Origin of the sequence: Micromonospora sp. SD12, from assembly GCF_052068495.1 — a bacterium.
In the GTDB taxonomy this organism is placed as follows: Bacteria; Actinomycetota; Actinomycetes; order Mycobacteriales; family Micromonosporaceae; genus Micromonospora; species Micromonospora echinofusca.
Window position 1 is genome coordinate 1 of record NZ_JBQHDF010000021.1, and the last position, 14,329, is coordinate 14,329.

The 14,329-nt window shown below is 73.4% G+C and carries 10 protein-coding genes and 1 rRNA gene; 7 read left to right on the plus strand and 4 right to left on the minus strand.

Annotation, left to right across the window (positions count from 1 at the left end):
- Positions 1 to 75, plus strand: a 5S ribosomal RNA gene (gene rrf / locus ACTMS2_RS26170); the annotation flags it as partial.
- A 347-nt stretch (positions 76 to 422) separates the two neighbouring features.
- Here the strand turns inward: rrf and ACTMS2_RS26175 are convergent.
- A complete protein-coding gene (locus ACTMS2_RS26175; protein WP_441177792.1) occupies positions 423 to 1,106 on the minus strand; it encodes a hypothetical protein in 684 nt (227 codons plus the stop codon).
- A 69-nt stretch (positions 1,107 to 1,175) separates the two neighbouring features.
- Between ACTMS2_RS26175 and ACTMS2_RS26180 the strand changes: the two genes are divergently transcribed.
- From ACTMS2_RS26180 to ACTMS2_RS26190, 3 genes are read left to right on the plus strand one after another with little or no spacing between them, the layout of a single operon-like run.
- Entirely contained in the window at positions 1,176 to 3,794 is a 2,619-nt protein-coding gene (locus tag ACTMS2_RS26180; RefSeq protein ID WP_441177793.1) for a valine--tRNA ligase, read from the plus strand.
- A complete protein-coding gene (locus tag ACTMS2_RS26185) occupies positions 3,791 to 5,125 on the plus strand; it encodes a bifunctional folylpolyglutamate synthase/dihydrofolate synthase (protein ID WP_441177794.1) in 1,335 nt (444 codons plus the stop codon). The genes ACTMS2_RS26180 and ACTMS2_RS26185 overlap by 4 nt, the downstream gene beginning before the upstream one ends.
- Positions 5,122 to 5,613, plus strand: coding sequence for a DUF4233 domain-containing protein (locus tag ACTMS2_RS26190; protein WP_441177795.1), 492 nt, complete (start codon positions 5,122 to 5,124; stop codon positions 5,611 to 5,613). The genes ACTMS2_RS26185 and ACTMS2_RS26190 overlap by 4 nt, the downstream gene beginning before the upstream one ends.
- Positions 5,614 to 5,617: 4 nt before the next feature.
- On the opposite strand, the gene ACTMS2_RS26195 is transcribed toward ACTMS2_RS26190, so the two are convergent.
- Positions 5,618 to 7,012, minus strand: coding sequence for a VOC family protein (locus ACTMS2_RS26195; protein ID WP_441177796.1), 1,395 nt, complete (start codon positions 7,010 to 7,012; stop codon positions 5,618 to 5,620).
- A 143-nt stretch (positions 7,013 to 7,155) separates the two neighbouring features.
- On the opposite strand from ACTMS2_RS26195, the gene ndk reads away from it, so the two are divergent.
- Complete coding sequence (gene ndk / locus ACTMS2_RS26200; RefSeq protein WP_088998851.1) at positions 7,156 to 7,581, plus strand: nucleoside-diphosphate kinase; 426 nt, start codon at positions 7,156 to 7,158, stop codon at positions 7,579 to 7,581.
- A gap of 71 nt (positions 7,582 to 7,652) precedes the next feature.
- Here the strand turns inward: ndk and ACTMS2_RS26205 are convergent, their stop codons facing one another.
- Positions 7,653 to 8,093, minus strand: a complete 441-nt coding sequence (locus ACTMS2_RS26205; protein ID WP_363903642.1) for a carboxymuconolactone decarboxylase family protein — start codon at positions 8,091 to 8,093, stop codon at positions 7,653 to 7,655.
- Positions 8,094 to 8,632: 539 nt separating this feature from the next.
- Between ACTMS2_RS26205 and ileS the strand changes: the two genes are divergently transcribed.
- Positions 8,633 to 11,824: an isoleucine--tRNA ligase gene (gene ileS, locus ACTMS2_RS26210; protein ID WP_441177797.1), complete on the plus strand. Its 3,192-nt coding sequence runs from the start codon at positions 8,633 to 8,635 to the stop codon at positions 11,822 to 11,824.
- Positions 11,825 to 11,985: 161 nt separating this feature from the next.
- Positions 11,986 to 12,681 (plus strand): lysophospholipid acyltransferase family protein, encoded by a 696-nt coding sequence (locus ACTMS2_RS26215; protein ID WP_441177798.1) that lies wholly within the window; start codon positions 11,986 to 11,988, stop codon positions 12,679 to 12,681.
- An 82-nt stretch (positions 12,682 to 12,763) separates the two neighbouring features.
- Here the strand turns inward: ACTMS2_RS26215 and ACTMS2_RS26220 are convergent, their stop codons facing one another.
- Positions 12,764 to 14,263: a hypothetical protein gene (locus tag ACTMS2_RS26220; RefSeq protein WP_441177799.1), complete on the minus strand. Its 1,500-nt coding sequence runs from the start codon at positions 14,261 to 14,263 to the stop codon at positions 12,764 to 12,766.
- Positions 14,264 to 14,329 lie beyond the last annotated feature (66 nt).

Genomic DNA, 14,329 nt, shown 5'->3' on the forward strand with positions numbered 1-14,329 from the left:
AACCCGGAAGCTAAGCCCTCCAGCGCCGATGGTACTGCACTCGGGAGGGTGTGGGAGAGTAGGACACCGCCGGACAATCTTTCGGTTCAGGGTCACCCTTCGGGGTGGCCCTGAACTGCGTTGGGCACCCTTTTCCGGGTGGCGAGGTGCACGGCTCATGCGCGCAGGCGTTTGCCTGCTGGCTGCTGGCAGTGCACGCCCGGCGCCGCCACCCGCCCAGGTTCCCGGGTATCCGGTCTCCCGTCGGGCCACTGCGTCGGGCTACCGGCACGGCGAGGAGCAGGGCGCGGGCACCGCGCAGGAAACGCGCCCCGGTCTCGGACGTCGACCGGCACTCGTGGAGTGACAGCGGTGCACCGGTGCTTTCGGCGATGGCGGCGACCGCTCGACTCCGAGCGGCGTGCAGCAGGCGCCGGTAGGCGTCAGCCGCGGGTCTGGATCTCCTCGCGGATCGAGCGGAACAGCCGGCCGGCGTCCTCGACGGCGCGTCCCGGCAGGATCGCCATCACCACGCTGCCGTGGTCGGCCCACCCGCAGACCGCGAAGTCGCCGCCGTCGCCGCTGGTGGTGCCGCACTTCATCACGCCGCCGAAGCGGCCGGCCGGCACCTTGCGCAACCCCGTCACCTTGCCGGTCTCGTCGGTGAGCAGCTTGAAGAGGCTGTCCAGGTCCCGTTCCGGCTGCCAGAGCAGGGTCGTACCGCCGAAGACGAGCACCGAGCGCTTCTCGTCGGCCGGATCGCGGTAGACGGTGCCGAAGCTGCTGTCCAGGTCGATGTCGGCGGCGAATCCGCTGCGCAGGTAGTCGGACGTGCTGCGGGCCCGGTCGCTGTCGTCCCGTACGAGGCCCGCCACCCGGTCGGGGGTGGCCAGATCGGCGTCCTTCTGCTGGGCGATCCGCATGCCGGCCGTACCGAGCACGGCGGCTCCCGCGAGTCCGACCACCGCCGCCACGGCCCACGCCACCCGTCGACGCCTCGACCACGTCCCCCGCCGCTCCGGGGCGCTCTCCGGGTCCCGGTTGCTGAGCTGGATGGGCTCGTCGGTCAGGTCGATCGGCTCGGGCCCGTCGGCGGCCGGGCGCTCGGTGAGATGTGCGTCGGACATAGCCGACACCGTACGCGAACAGCAGGTGGCGCACGTCGGGTCCCGGGAAGCGCTCCGTAGACTTTCAGGGTGACCGAGAGACTGGATGCCCGACGCCCCGACGCCCCCGCCCTTGCCGGCCAGTACCAGCCTGGCGAGGTAGAGCAGCGACGGTACGAGCAGTGGGTAGCCGCCGGCCACTTCCGGGCGTCGGCGGACAGCGACAAGCCCCCCTTCACCATCGTCATCCCGCCGCCCAACGTCACCGGCTCCCTGCACATGGGCCACGCGTTCGAGCACACGCTGATGGACGCGCTGACCCGCCGCAAGCGGATGCAGGGCCACGAGGCGCTCTGGCTGCCCGGCATGGACCACGCCGGCATCGCCACCCAGAACCTGGTCGAGCGGCAGCTCGCCGGCGAGGGCCTGTCCCGCCACGACCTGGGCCGCGAGAAGTTCGTCGAGCGGGTGTGGCAGTGGAAGGCCGAGTCCGGCGGCGCGATCCTCGGCCAGATGCGCCGCCTCGGCGATTCCGTCGACTGGGACCGTGAGCGCTTCACCATGGACGAGGGCCTGTCCCGGGCCGTCCAGACCATGTTCAAGAAGCTCTTCGACGACGGGCTGATCTACCGGGCCAACCGGATCATCAACTGGTGCCCGCGCTGCCTGACCGCGCTCTCCGACATCGAGGTGGAGCACACCGACGACGACGGCGAGCTGATCTCGATCCGCTACAGCGACGACGTCGTGGTCGCCACCACGCGGGCCGAGACGATGCTCGGTGACACCGCGGTCGCCGTCCACCCCGACGACGAGCGCTACCGGCACCTGATCGGCACCGAGGTGGCCGTGCCGCTGACCGACCGGCGGATCCCGATCGTGGCCGACGAACACGTCGACCCGAGCTTCGGCACCGGCATGGTCAAGGTGACCCCCGCGCACGACCCGAACGACTTCGAGATCGGCCAGCGGCACGACCTGCCGTCGCTGACGATCATGGACGAGCGGGGCGTCATCACCGCGCACGGCCCGTTCCAGGGCCTGGACCGGTACGAGGCCCGTCCCGCGATCGTCGCCGCGCTGCGCGAGCAGGGCCGGATCGTCGCCGAGAAGCGGCCGTACGTGCACGCGGTGGGGCACTGCTCCCGGTGCAAGACGACCGTCGAGCCCCGGCTGTCGCTCCAGTGGTTCGTCAACACCGCCCCGCTGGCCAAGGCGGCGGGCGACGCGGTGCGCGACGGCCGGGTGAAGATCGAGCCGGCGGAGCTGGCCAAGCGGTACTTCGCCTGGGTCGACAACATGCACGACTGGTGCATCTCGCGGCAGCTCTGGTGGGGCCACCGCATCCCCGTCTGGTACGGCCCGGACGGCGAGATCGTCTGCGTCGGCCCGGACGAGCAGCCGCCGACCGGCGCGGGCTGGCACCAGGACGAGGACGTGCTGGACACGTGGTTCTCCAGCGGCCTGTGGCCGTTCTCCACGCTCGGTTGGCCGGAGCAGACCCCCGACCTGGCGAAGTTCTACCCCACCAGCGTCCTGGTGACCGGCTACGACATCCTCTTCTTCTGGGTCGCCCGGATGATGATGTTCGGCCTGTACGCGATGGACGGCCGGCAGCCGTTCGACACGGTGGCCCTGCACGGCATGGTCCGCGACCAGTTCGGCAAGAAGATGTCGAAGTCGTTCGGCAACGTGGTCGACCCGCTGGACTGGATCGACCGCTACGGCGCCGACGCCACCCGGTTCACCCTCGCCCGGGGCGCCAACCCCGGCGGGGACGTGCCGGTCAGCGAGGAGTGGTGCCAGGGCTCGCGCAACTTCTGCAACAAGCTGTGGAACGCCACCCGGTTCGCGCTGCTCAACGGCGCGCACACCGAGGGGCCGCTGCCGGCGGCCGACACGCTCTCGACGGTCGACCGGTGGATCCTGTCCCGGCTGGCGCACGTCACCGCCGAGGTCGACGAGCAGTTCGAGGCGTACGAGTTCGCGAAGGTCTGCGACCTGCTCTACCACTTCGCCTGGGACGACGTCTGCGACTGGTACGTGGAGCTGACCAAGCCGGTGCTCGCCGAGGGCGGCCCGGCCGCCGAGGCGACCCGCCGGGTGCTCGGGCACGTGCTGGACCAGCTGCTGCGGCTGCTGCACCCGGTCATCCCGTTCGTCACCGAGGAGCTGTGGATCGCGCTCACCGGCGGCGAGACGGTCATGACCGCCGCCTGGCCGGTGGCCGACCGTACCGGAGTCGACGACGCCGCGGAGGTCGAGGTCGGCACCCTCCAGCGGGTCGTGACCGAGATCCGGCGGTTCCGCTCGGACCAGGGGCTGCGCCCGACGCAGCGGGTCGCCGCGCGGCTCGACGGCCTGGCCGCCGCCGGCATCGCCGCGCACGAGCCGCTGATCCGGTCGCTGGTGCGCCTCGACGCGGCCGGCGACGACTTCCAGGCCAGCGCGACGCTCGCCATGCCCGGCGAGGTGAGCGTGGCCCTGGACACCCGGGGGACGATCGACGTGGCCGCCGAGCGGGCCCGGCTGACCAAGGACCGGGCGGCCGCCGAGAAGGAGGCCGCGCAGGCGCGGGCGAAGCTCGGCAACCCGGCGTTCGTCGACAAGGCGCCGGAGCCGGTGGTCGCCAAGATCCGCGACCGGCTCGCCGTCGCCGAGGCCGACCTCGTCCGCATCGACGCCGCTCTGGAGGCGCTGCCCTCGTGACCGACCGCACCGATTTCGCCGCCGTCGAGGCCGAGCTGGCCGGCCGCGGCTTCACCCGCATGGCCTTCGAGCTGGACAAGATCGAGTCGCTGCTGGACCTGCTCGGCAGCCCACAGCGGGCGTACCCGTCGATCCACCTGACCGGGACCAACGGCAAGACCTCGACGGCCCGGATGATCGATTCGCTGCTGCGGGCGTTCGGGCTGCACACCGGCCGCTACACCAGCCCGCACCTGGAGAGCGTCCGGGAGCGGATCAGCCTGGACGGCGAGCCGGTGGACGAGGGGCGGTTCGTCGCCACGTACCGGGAGATCGAGCCGCTGGCCCGGCTGGTCGACGAGCGCTCGGCGGAGCCGCTGACGTACTTCGACATGACCACCGCGCTGGCCTTCGCCACCTTCGCCGACGCCCCGGTGGACGTGGCGGTGGTCGAGGTGGGCCTGGGCGGGGCCGAGGACGCGACCAACGTGCTCCAGGCCGGGGTGTGCGTGCTCACCCCGGTCGGGCTGGACCACACCGAGTGGCTCGGCGACACCATCCAGGACATCGCGCTGGCCAAGGCGGGGATCATCCACAAGGGCGCGACGGTGATCTCGGCGGCGCAGGAGGAGGAGGCCGCCGGGCCGATCCTGGAGCGCTGCGCCGAGGTGGGCGCGACCATCGCCCGGGAGGGCGCCGAGTTCGGGGTGCTGCGGCGGGCGGTCGCCGTCGGCGGGCAGGTGCTCACCCTCCAGGGCCTCGGCGGCGTCTACGAGGAGGTCTTCATCCCGCTGCACGGTGCCCACCAGGCGCAGAACGCGGCGGTGGCGTTGGCGGCGGTCGAGGCGTTCCTCGGCGCCGGGGCGAAGCGGCAGCTCGACGTCGAGGCGGTCCGGGAGGGCTTCGCCACCGCCAGCTCGCCGGGGCGGCTGGAGCGCGTACGCAGCGCGCCCACCATCCTGCTCGACGGGGCGCACAACCCGCACGGGATGGCCGCCACGGTGACGGCCCTCCAGGAGGAGTTCGCGTTCAGCAAGCTCGTCGCCGTGGTCGGCGTCCTCGCGGACAAGGACGCGGCCAGCCTGCTGGAACTGCTGGAGCCGGTGGTCGACCAGGTCGTGGTGACCCGCAACAGCTCGCCCCGGGCGCTCCCGGCCGGTGAGCTGGCCGCGCTGGCGGCCGAGGTCTTCGGACCCGACCGGGTGGAGGTGGCCGAGGAGATGCCGGACGCCATCGAGGCGGCGGTGGCACTGGCCGAGGAGGACGTACCGGGGGAGCTGAGCGGGGTCGGGGTGCTGGTCACCGGATCAGTGGTGACCGTGGCCGACGCCCGCCGGCTGCTGAAGCGATGAGCGGGCCGCAGCGCGCCCCCGCGGGCGACGACCGCCCGGCCGGTACGGCCGACGGCAGCTCCGGGCACCCGAGGGCCGGTGCGGCCGGCGGTACCCCCGGGCGCCGACCGGCCGACACGGCGGACGACACCCCCGGCGGGCGGCCGCCGCGACGCTCCGGGCTGCGGAACCCGGAGCGGGCGGTCCGTGGCCTCGGCGCCGGCACGCTGAGCCTGGAGGCGCTGGTGCTGGTGCTGGCCATCCAGCCCATCCGGGTCGTCGGCGGCGACCTGGGTGGCGCGGCGATCGGGGTGGTCGTGGCGCTGGCCGTGGTGGCGGTGCTGCTGGCCGGCATGATGCGCCGGCCGTGGGCCTGGCACGCCGGCACCGCCCTTCAGGGGCTGCTGATGCTGGCCGGCCTGCTGCACTGGTCGCTGTTCGTGCTGGGCGTCGTCTTCGCCCTGGTGTGGGCGTACGCCCTGCACGTGCGCCGGGTCATCCTGGGCTGACGGGTCAGGCCTCGGCGCGTTCCCGCCACTGGGTCAGGGCGATGCCGTGGCCGTCCGGGTCGCGGAACGCCGCCGCCCACACCTCCAGCTTCGTGCCCCGGTTGACCACCCGGGGGGCGTACGTGAACCGGACGCCCGTCCCGCGCAGCCGCTCGTAGGCGGAGCCGATGTCGTCGACCTCGAGGTTGACGTGCACCAGGCGGCGGCTGATCGGCGCCGCCTCGGTCACCTCCCGCAGCACCAGGCGGGTCGTGCCCGAGGAGAGGACCGCGTTGCCCGAACCCCGGTCGACCTCGGCGAAGCCCAGGTCGCGGTAGAAGTCGAGCGAGCGGGGCAGGTCGGTGACCAGCAGGGTCAGGCCCACCCCGGCGATCGGCGCGCCGAATTCGTCGCCGGCGGCGGTCTCCCCGTCGTCGTCCGTCGCCGGCCCGGGGCCGAAGATCGCCTCGTCCAGCTCCTCCGGGCTGATCCGCTGGTCGCGGACCCGGTCGCGTGGCGGGGCGGGATCGTCCAGGGGCAGGTCGATCGGGTCCGCCGGCGGGGGCGGATCGGGGCGCTCGCCGGGTGCGTCGAACCGCTCCTCGGCGGGCGGGCGGGGCGTCGGGGTGGCCCGGCGCGGCAGGGTGCCGGCGGCGGGCTGCTCGACGAGCGTGCCTTCCAGCACGACCGGCCCACCCGGGCGCTGGTGCACCACGACGGGCTCGCGCTCTTCGGGCTGCCTGCCCCGGTCGTCGCCGAGCGGGTCGCCCAGCGGGTCCCCGACGGGGTCGCCCAGCGGATCGCCGGCCGGGGCCCGGAAGTCGTCGCGGAACTCCTCCCGGAAGTCGCCGCGGAAGTCGTCCCGCAGGTCGTCGTCCGGCGCCCGGTCCGCCCACGGCGGGGCCTCCTGCTGGATCAGCACGTCGTCCAGCGGCTCGGCGCCCGCGTACTCGGGCGGCAGGTCGGCCGCGACGGCGGCGGCGGCGGTCTCCGCGTGGGTGGGCACGTCGTCCCAGAGCACCCGGACGTGCCGCTGGTCGTCCAGGGCCACCCGGATCGGCAGCGTCTGGCCCAGCGACGGCCACTTCGCCACCGGCACCCGCGGCTCGATGATCTTCTTGGACCGGGGCGGCAGCCCCGGGGCGTCGATCACCAGCTGGAGCTCGCAGCGGCCGAAGGCGTACTGGGTGGGCGGCTCGGAGGCGCTGTGCACGTGTCCCTCGCCGACCACCCAGGTGCGCCCGCCCCCGCGCACCGTGGCCAGCGCGATGGCCAGCACCAGCAGGGCGACCCCCAGCGCCACGATCGCCCAGCTGGTCATGCCGAGGCCGAAGAGGACGACGAAGGTGGCCACGGTGCCCAGCACCGCGGCGATCAGCTTGCGTACCGGCGCGATGGGTCGGTTCCCGCCATTCGCCACAGTGGACCTCCCGAGGGTCAAGGGCCAGGCTAGGCCGGATCGGCCGCCGGAGGAAGGACCGGCCGCCGCGCCGGCGCCGGGACCGGGTCGCTAGGCTGACCGTACCCAGCCCGACCGTCTTGTGCGCACAGGAGGAACCCAGCGTGTCCAGCAGCAGCCCCGATGAGCGCACCCTCGTACTGATCAAGCCCGACGCGGTCCGTCGTGGGCTGGTCGGCGAGGTGATCTCCCGCTTCGAGCGCAAGGGGCTGCGGATCGACGCCATGCAGGCGCGCACGCTGGACGGCGACTTCGCCGACCAGCACTACGCCGAGCACGTGGACAAGCCGTTCTACCCGCCGCTGAAGGACTTCATGACCGGCGGTCCGCTGGTGGCGCTGGTGCTCTCCGGCGACCAGGTGATCGAGGTCGTGCGCGGCATGATCGGCGCGACCGACGGCCGCAAGGCCGCCGCCGGCACCATCCGCGGCGACCTCTCCCTGTCCAACCGGGAGAACCTGGTGCACGCCTCCGACTCGCCCGACAGCGCCAAGCGCGAGATCGCGCTCTGGTTCCCCGAGCTGGGCTGACCCACCCGGGAGTGCGACACCCGGCCGGTGCGCGCGCCGCGCACCGGCCGCCGGCGTCGCGTCGGTGACCGTCACGCCTCCGCGGGCAGGTCGGTGCGGCAGGTCACGGCGATGCGGTTCCACACGTTGATGGTGGCGATCGCCATCAGCAGGTCCGCGAGTTCCTTCTCCGACCACACCTTCGCCGCCGCGTCCCAGACGTCGTCGGGCACGCCGTGCTCGCCGAGCCGGGTCACCGCGTCGGTGAGCGCCAGTGCGGTCCGCTCCCGCTCGTCGAAGAAGGGCGCCTCCCGCCAGGCGGCGACGGCGAAGAGCCGCCGGTCCGACTCGCCCGCCGCCAGCGCGTCCCGGCTGTGCATGTCGACGCAGAACGCGCAGCCGTTCAGCATCGACGCCCGCAGCTTCACCAACTCCAGCACGGTGTGCCCGACGTTCGCCCGGACGTACTTCTCCAGCCCCAGCACGGCCTGGTACGCCTGCGGTGCCACCTCGGCCACGTTGATCCGTTGCATGACGGCCCTCCTCAATCCGGTCTGTCTCGACACCCACACGACGGCGCGCGCAGGCGCGGCGTGACACCGGCGGCCGTGAGCCCGGTCACGCTGTTCGACGTCGGGTCGGCCTCGCCGCACGGCCAGGAGAGCACAGCGGCGGACCTGCCCCGGCTGCACGGCGGACCTCGTGGGCGATCCGGGCGCGCGCGAGCGTCGGCTCGTCCAACCTGATCCTGATCACCGCGTCACCCCAGGCGCCGGACACCGGAACGGGTTTACTCGGCGGCGATCTCCCCGGGTGGTCGGGTAACCTTGGCGGTCGTAAGGCGATGACCCGGCCATCACCGGTGAGCCTCCGGAAGAACAGCCGGCTCACCCCGGCCCAGTAGAACCGGACGGGTCCGGCCCGTCACAGCCGGCCAACGAGCGGGCGGTCGATCCTGACCGTCAAGCGGGGTGGTACCGCGGGCCTGCCCGGGGGCGCCGTCGAGGCGCACCCGAGAAGGCTCGTCCTCGCAGACCACATGACCAGTGAGCTGCGAGGAGAACGACCCGCGATGGCCTATCCGTTGCACGACCCGACCGCCGCCGGCGTCCCGGCGAGCCCGGACCTGCCCGCGGTCGAGCGCCGGGTCCTGGAGCACTGGACGGCCGACAAGACCTTCGAGGCCTCGGTCGAGGCCAGGCCGGCCTCCGGCCGGCGACCGGAGACCACGGGCGCAGCCGGAGGCGGCGTCGCAGGCGACGCCGACAACGAGTACGTCTTCTACGACGGCCCGCCGTTCGCCAACGGCCTGCCGCACTACGGGCACCTCTTCACCGGCTACGTCAAGGACGTGGTGCCGCGCTACCAGACGATGCGCGGTCGCCGGGTCGAGCGGCGCTTCGGCTGGGACTGCCACGGCCTGCCGGCCGAGGTGGTCGCCGAGAAGCAGCTCGGCATCACCAGCAAGGCGGAGATCCTCGACCTCGGCGTGGCCCGGTTCAACGAGGCGTGCCGCAGCTCCGTGCTGGAGTTCACCCACGACTGGGAGCGCTACGTCACCCGGCAGGCCCGCTGGGTCGACTTCGCCAACGACTACAAGACCCTCGACCTGGACTACATGGAAAGCGTCATGTGGGCCTTCAAGACCCTGCACGACAAGGGCCTGGTCTACGAGGGTTTCCGGGTGCTGGCGTACTGCTGGCGTTGCGAGACGCCGCTGTCGAACACCGAGACCCGGATGGACGACGTCTACCGGGACCGGCACGACCCGACGCTGTCGGTGTGGTTCGCGCTCACCCCCGACGAGGACGCGCCGGAGCTGGTACGCGGGCCGGTGCGCCTCGGCGTCTGGACCACCACGCCGTGGACCCTGCCGTCCAACCTCGCGCTCGCCGTCGGCCCCGACATCGAGTACGCGGTGCTGGAGCGCGACGGGCAGCGCCACGTCGTCGGGGCGGCGCGGCTGGCCGCGTACGCCAAGGAGCTGGAGGGCTACGAGCAGGTCGGCACCGTCTCCGGCCGGGACCTGGTCGGGCGCCGCTACACCCCGCTGTTCGACTTCCTCGTCGAGCAGGCGGGGGAGAACGCCTACCAGGTGCTCGGCGCGGAGTTCGTCACCACCGAGGACGGCACCGGGATCGTCCACCTCGCACCGGCCTTCGGCGAGGACGACCAGAACGTCTGCAACGCGGCCGGCATCCCCACCATCGTCACGGTGGACGACCACACCCGGTTCACCGCGCTGGTGCCGCCCTACGAGGGTGAGCAGGTCTTCGACGTCAACAAGCCGGTGATCCGGGAGCTGAAGGAGCGGGGGGTGGTGCTCAAGCAGGACACCTACACCCACTCCTACCCGCACTGCTGGCGCTGCGACACCCCGCTGGTCTACAAGGCGGTGTCGTCGTGGTTCGTCGCGGTGACGCAGTTCAAGGACCGGATGGTCGAGCTCAACCAGCAGATCAACTGGACCCCTGGGCACATCAAGGACGGCTCGTTCGGCAAGTGGCTGGCCAACGCCCGCGACTGGTCGATCAGCCGGAACCGGTTCTGGGGCTCGCCGATCCCGGTGTGGAAGTCCGACGACCCGAACCACCCGAGGGTCGACGTCTACGGCTCGCTGGCGGAGATCGAGCGGGACTTCGGCGTACGCCTGAGCGACCTGCACCGGCCGGCGGTGGACGCGCTGGTCCGCCCCAACCCGGACGACCCGACGGGGAAGTCGATGATGCGCCGGGTGCCGGAGGTGCTGGACTGCTGGTTCGAGTCCGGCTCGATGCCGTTCGCCCAGGTGCACTACCCGTTCGAGAACCGCGAGTGGTTCGAGCACCACTACCCGGGCGACTTCATCGTGGAGTACATCGGCCAGACCCGCGGCTGGTTCTACACCATGCACGTGCTGGCCACGGCGCTGTTCGACCGGCCGGCGTTCCGCAACTGCCTGAGCCACGGCATCCTGCTCGGCTCCGACGGGCGCAAGATGTCCAAGAGCCTGCGCAACTACCCGGACGTCTACCACGTGTTCGACTCGTACGGCTCGGACGCGATGCGCTGGATGCTGATGTCCTCGCCGGTGCTGCGCGGCGGCGACATGGCGGTGACCGAGGGGAACATCCGCGACTCGGTGCGCCAGGTGCTGCTGCCGCTGTGGAACGTCTGGTACTTCTTCTCGCTCTACGCCAACGCCGACGGGCACACGGCGAAGCGGAGCACGGACAGCACGCACCTGCTCGACCGGTACGTGCTGGCGAAGACCAACGAGCTGGTGTCGACGGTCCAGGAGCAGATGGACGCGTACGACATCTCGGGCGCCTGCGCCACCGTCCGGTCCTACCTGGACGCGCTGACCAACTGGTACGTCCGGCGGTCCCGGGACCGGTTCTGGTCCGGTGACGCGGAGGCGTTCGACACCCTGTGGACGGTGCTGGAGACGCTGTGCCGGGTGGTGGCGCCGCTGGCGCCGCTGACGGCGGAGGAGATCTGGCGCGGCCTGACCGGCGAGCGGTCGGTGCACCTGACCGACTGGCCGTCGGCGGAGGACTTCCCGGCCGATCACGACCTGGTCGCCGCGATGGACGCCACCCGCGAGGTCTGCTCGGCGGCGCTGTCGCTGCGCAAGGCCAAGGGGCTGCGGGTCCGGCTGCCGCTGTCGAAGCTCACCGTCGCCTCGCCGGCGGCGGCGCAGCTGCGGCCCTTCGCCGACCTGGTCGCCGACGAGGTCAACGTGAAGGCGGTGGAGTTCACCGACGAGGTGTCCGCGTACTGCCAGCAGGTGCTGACCGTGGTGCCGCGCGCGCTCGGCCCCCGGGTCGGCAAGCAGGTGCAGCAGGTCATCAAGGCGGTCAAGGCGGGGCAGTGGGAGCTGGTCGACGGCGCCCCGCTCGCCGCCGGCGTCACCCTCGCCGAGGGCGAGTACGAGCTGCGCCTGGTCGCCGCCGACGCCGAGCACTCCGCGCCGCTGCCCGGCGGCGAGGGCGTGGTCGTGCTGGACACCGAGGTCACCCCCGAGCTGGCCGCCGAGGGGCTGGCCCGCGACGTCGTCCGGGTGGTGCAGCAGGCCCGCCGGGACGCCGACCTGGACGTCTCGGACCGGGTCGTGGTGGCGCTGTCGGCCGGCGAGGAGGTGCGCGCGGCGGTGGCCGCGTACACCGACTTCGTGGCCCGGGAGGTGCTGGCCGACTCCGTCGACTTCGCCGACGGGGTGGACGGCTTCACCGGCGAGGTCGGCGAGGGCGAACGGGTGACGGTGGCCGTCCGCAGGGTATGAGTCCGTGCGGTGGGGGCGGTCCGGCGGCGCGCTGGCGGACCGCCCCCACCAGCCCCGACACGCCCGCTCACCTGGCGGTCGACCCGCCACCCCGACGACGCCCCGTGGACCCGTCGGTTACCGTGACACCGCCTGTTCGCACACACTCCGCCGGAGGACCAGTGCCGCTGCTCTACACCATCGGCAAGCTCACCGTGGCGCCCGCGCTCCGGCTGGCCTTCCGTCCGACCGTGGAGGGGTTGGAGCACATTCCAGACACGGGGGGTGCGATCTTCGCGGGCAACCACCTCTCGGTCGCCGACGAGCTGTTCCTCGGCACCGTGGTCCCCCGGCACCTGGCGTTCTGGGCGAAGTCGGAGTACTTCAAGGGCACCGGCCCGAAGGGCGCCCTCTCCAAGCACGTGCTCACCGGCCTGGGCGCCATCCCGGTCGAGCGGGCCGGCGGGCGCGCGGCGCTGTCCGCGTTCGACGCCGCCATCCCGGTGCTCAAGGCCGGCGACCTGGTCGCGGTCTATCCGGAGGGGACCCGGTCGCCGGACGGCCGGCTCTACCGGGGGCGCACCGGGGCGGCCCGGCTGGCGGTGGCGGCCGGCGTGCCGATCATCCCGGTCGGCATGACCGGCACCGACAAGGCCCAGCCCATCGGGACCCGGGTGCCCCGCCCCGGCCGCGCCAAGATCACCATCCGGTTCGGCAAGCCGCTCGACTTCACCGGCCGGCCGGACGACCGCACGTCGCTGCGCGAGATGACCGACGAGGTCATGGCCGAGATCCAGAAGCTCACCGGCCAGGAGTACGTGCCCCGCTACGCCCCGCCGCGCGCGCACTCCGACACCGCCGGCGACACCCCGGCCTGAGCCGGTCACGGGGCGGCCGAGCCGCGCCGCTGCTCCGGTGTCGACGGCGTGGAGCCGGTCGAGCCGGTCGAGCCGCGAAGACCTACTTCTGCTTGGTCGTGACCACCTGTTCGCGCAGGGTGCCGAGCAGGGAGGCGCTGTCGTCGAGCGAGAGCCGGGTGAAGACCGCGGTGGCGATGCTGCCGTGGTCGACCGAGGTGCACACCACCACGTCCTGGCCGTCGGCCCGGCCCACCGCGCAGCGCTGGTGGCGTCCGCGTACGCCGGTGTCGACGACCTGCGCCTCGCCGAGGGAGTACTGCCCGGTGAGGCGGGTCATCTCGTCCTCCGCGTCGGACTCAGGGGTGAACCGGAAGCCGGTGCCGCCGAAGACCGTCACCCGCTTGCCGGCGGTCGTGGTGTAGACGCCGGCGAAGGTGTCCTCGGCCAGCCAGTGTGCCTTGCGCACCTCCGCCTCCAACTGCTTGGCGGTCGCCTTGCTGGTGTTGTCGTCGCGCAGCCGCAGGTCGGCCACCTCGGCGGGCAGGGCGGCGTCGGCCGGGTACTGCGACGACATCGGCACGCCGTAGTAGGCCGGGCAACCGCAGCAGCAGGCCAGCATGAGCAGCAGGATCCACGGCCACCGGCGCCGCCTGCGGGTGGGCCTCGGGGCGTACCCCTGGGGGGCCTGCGGTCCGGCCGGCGGCGCGGACGCCCGACGCTGCCGGGGCGGCGCGGGCGGCGCCGGTGGGGGCGGCGCCGGACGGGCGGGGGCCGGCGGCCGGGAGGCCGGCGGCGGCGAGACGGGGTAGGCCACGGGCGGCGGCGAGACGGGGTACGCCGGCGGGGCGGCCGGGTAGGCGACCCGGGGCGGCGCGGGCCGCGGTGGCTCCGGCGGGGCGGGGGAGTGCACGGGTGCAGCCGGCGGCCCGGAGTGGGGCCGGGGCGACGGCGGCACGGGGTAGGGCAGCGTCGGTGTCGGCGGCGGGGGTGGCGGCAGGTCCCACCCGCCGGTGTCCGCGCCCGCCCACGGGTCGACCGGGGTGAGGTGCTCGGGCTGCTCCGGCGGGGGCGCCGGTGCCGGCGCCGGCACCGGGGGGATCTCGGCCGACTCGCCCCAGGCCCGCTTGCGTGGCTTCGGCGGGGGGACCGCAGCCGAACCGCTCCACCGGGGCGCGGGCGGCTCGGCTGGCTGCTCGTCGGCGGGGAACATCCGGGTGCCCTGCGGGCCGACGGCCGGCGGACCGTCGTCGGGCAGGAGCCGGGTGCCCTCCGGCCCGACACCGGCCGGGCGCTCGGGTGCGGCGGCGCGGGTGTCGTCCGACCCGGCGCCGTCCCTCGGCCCGCTGCCGTCCGTGTCCCGCCCGGCGACGGCGGAGCCCGGCGACCCGGCGCCCGCGTCGTGCGGGACGTCGGCGGTCGCGGTCGACGTGGGGTCGTCGGTGGGCAGCTCACGGGTGCCCTCCGGGCCCGTGCCGCCGGTGGGGGCGGGTGCTGCGGGGGAGGTCGGGGGCTCCTCGGTGACCGCCGGATCCTGAACCTGGTCCTGACCCGGGGGGCTCCCGTCGGCCGGCCGGTCCGTGCCCGGCTGCGGCTGCGGCATCGCGGCAATCTCCTCTCGCGCCGGTCCGAGGTTAGTACCGACGCGCCAGCGGGGCGATCCCGGCCA

Excerpts from the sequence above, each read along its gene's own strand:
- ileS (WP_441177797.1), top strand. The coding sequence starts at position 8,633 with ATGGCCTATCCGTTGCACGACCCGACCGCCGCCGGCGTCCCGGCGAGC.
- ACTMS2_RS26190 (WP_441177795.1), top strand. The coding sequence starts at position 5,122 with ATGAGCGGGCCGCAGCGCGCCCCCGCGGGCGACGACCGCCCGGCCGGT.
- ACTMS2_RS26205 (WP_363903642.1), bottom strand. The coding sequence starts at position 8,093 with ATGCAACGGATCAACGTGGCCGAGGTGGCACCGCAGGCGTACCAGGCC.
- ACTMS2_RS26220 (WP_441177799.1), bottom strand. The coding sequence starts at position 14,263 with ATGCCGCAGCCGCAGCCGGGCACGGACCGGCCGGCCGACGGGAGCCCC.
- ACTMS2_RS26175 (WP_441177792.1), bottom strand. The coding sequence starts at position 1,106 with ATGTCCGACGCACATCTCACCGAGCGCCCGGCCGCCGACGGGCCCGAG.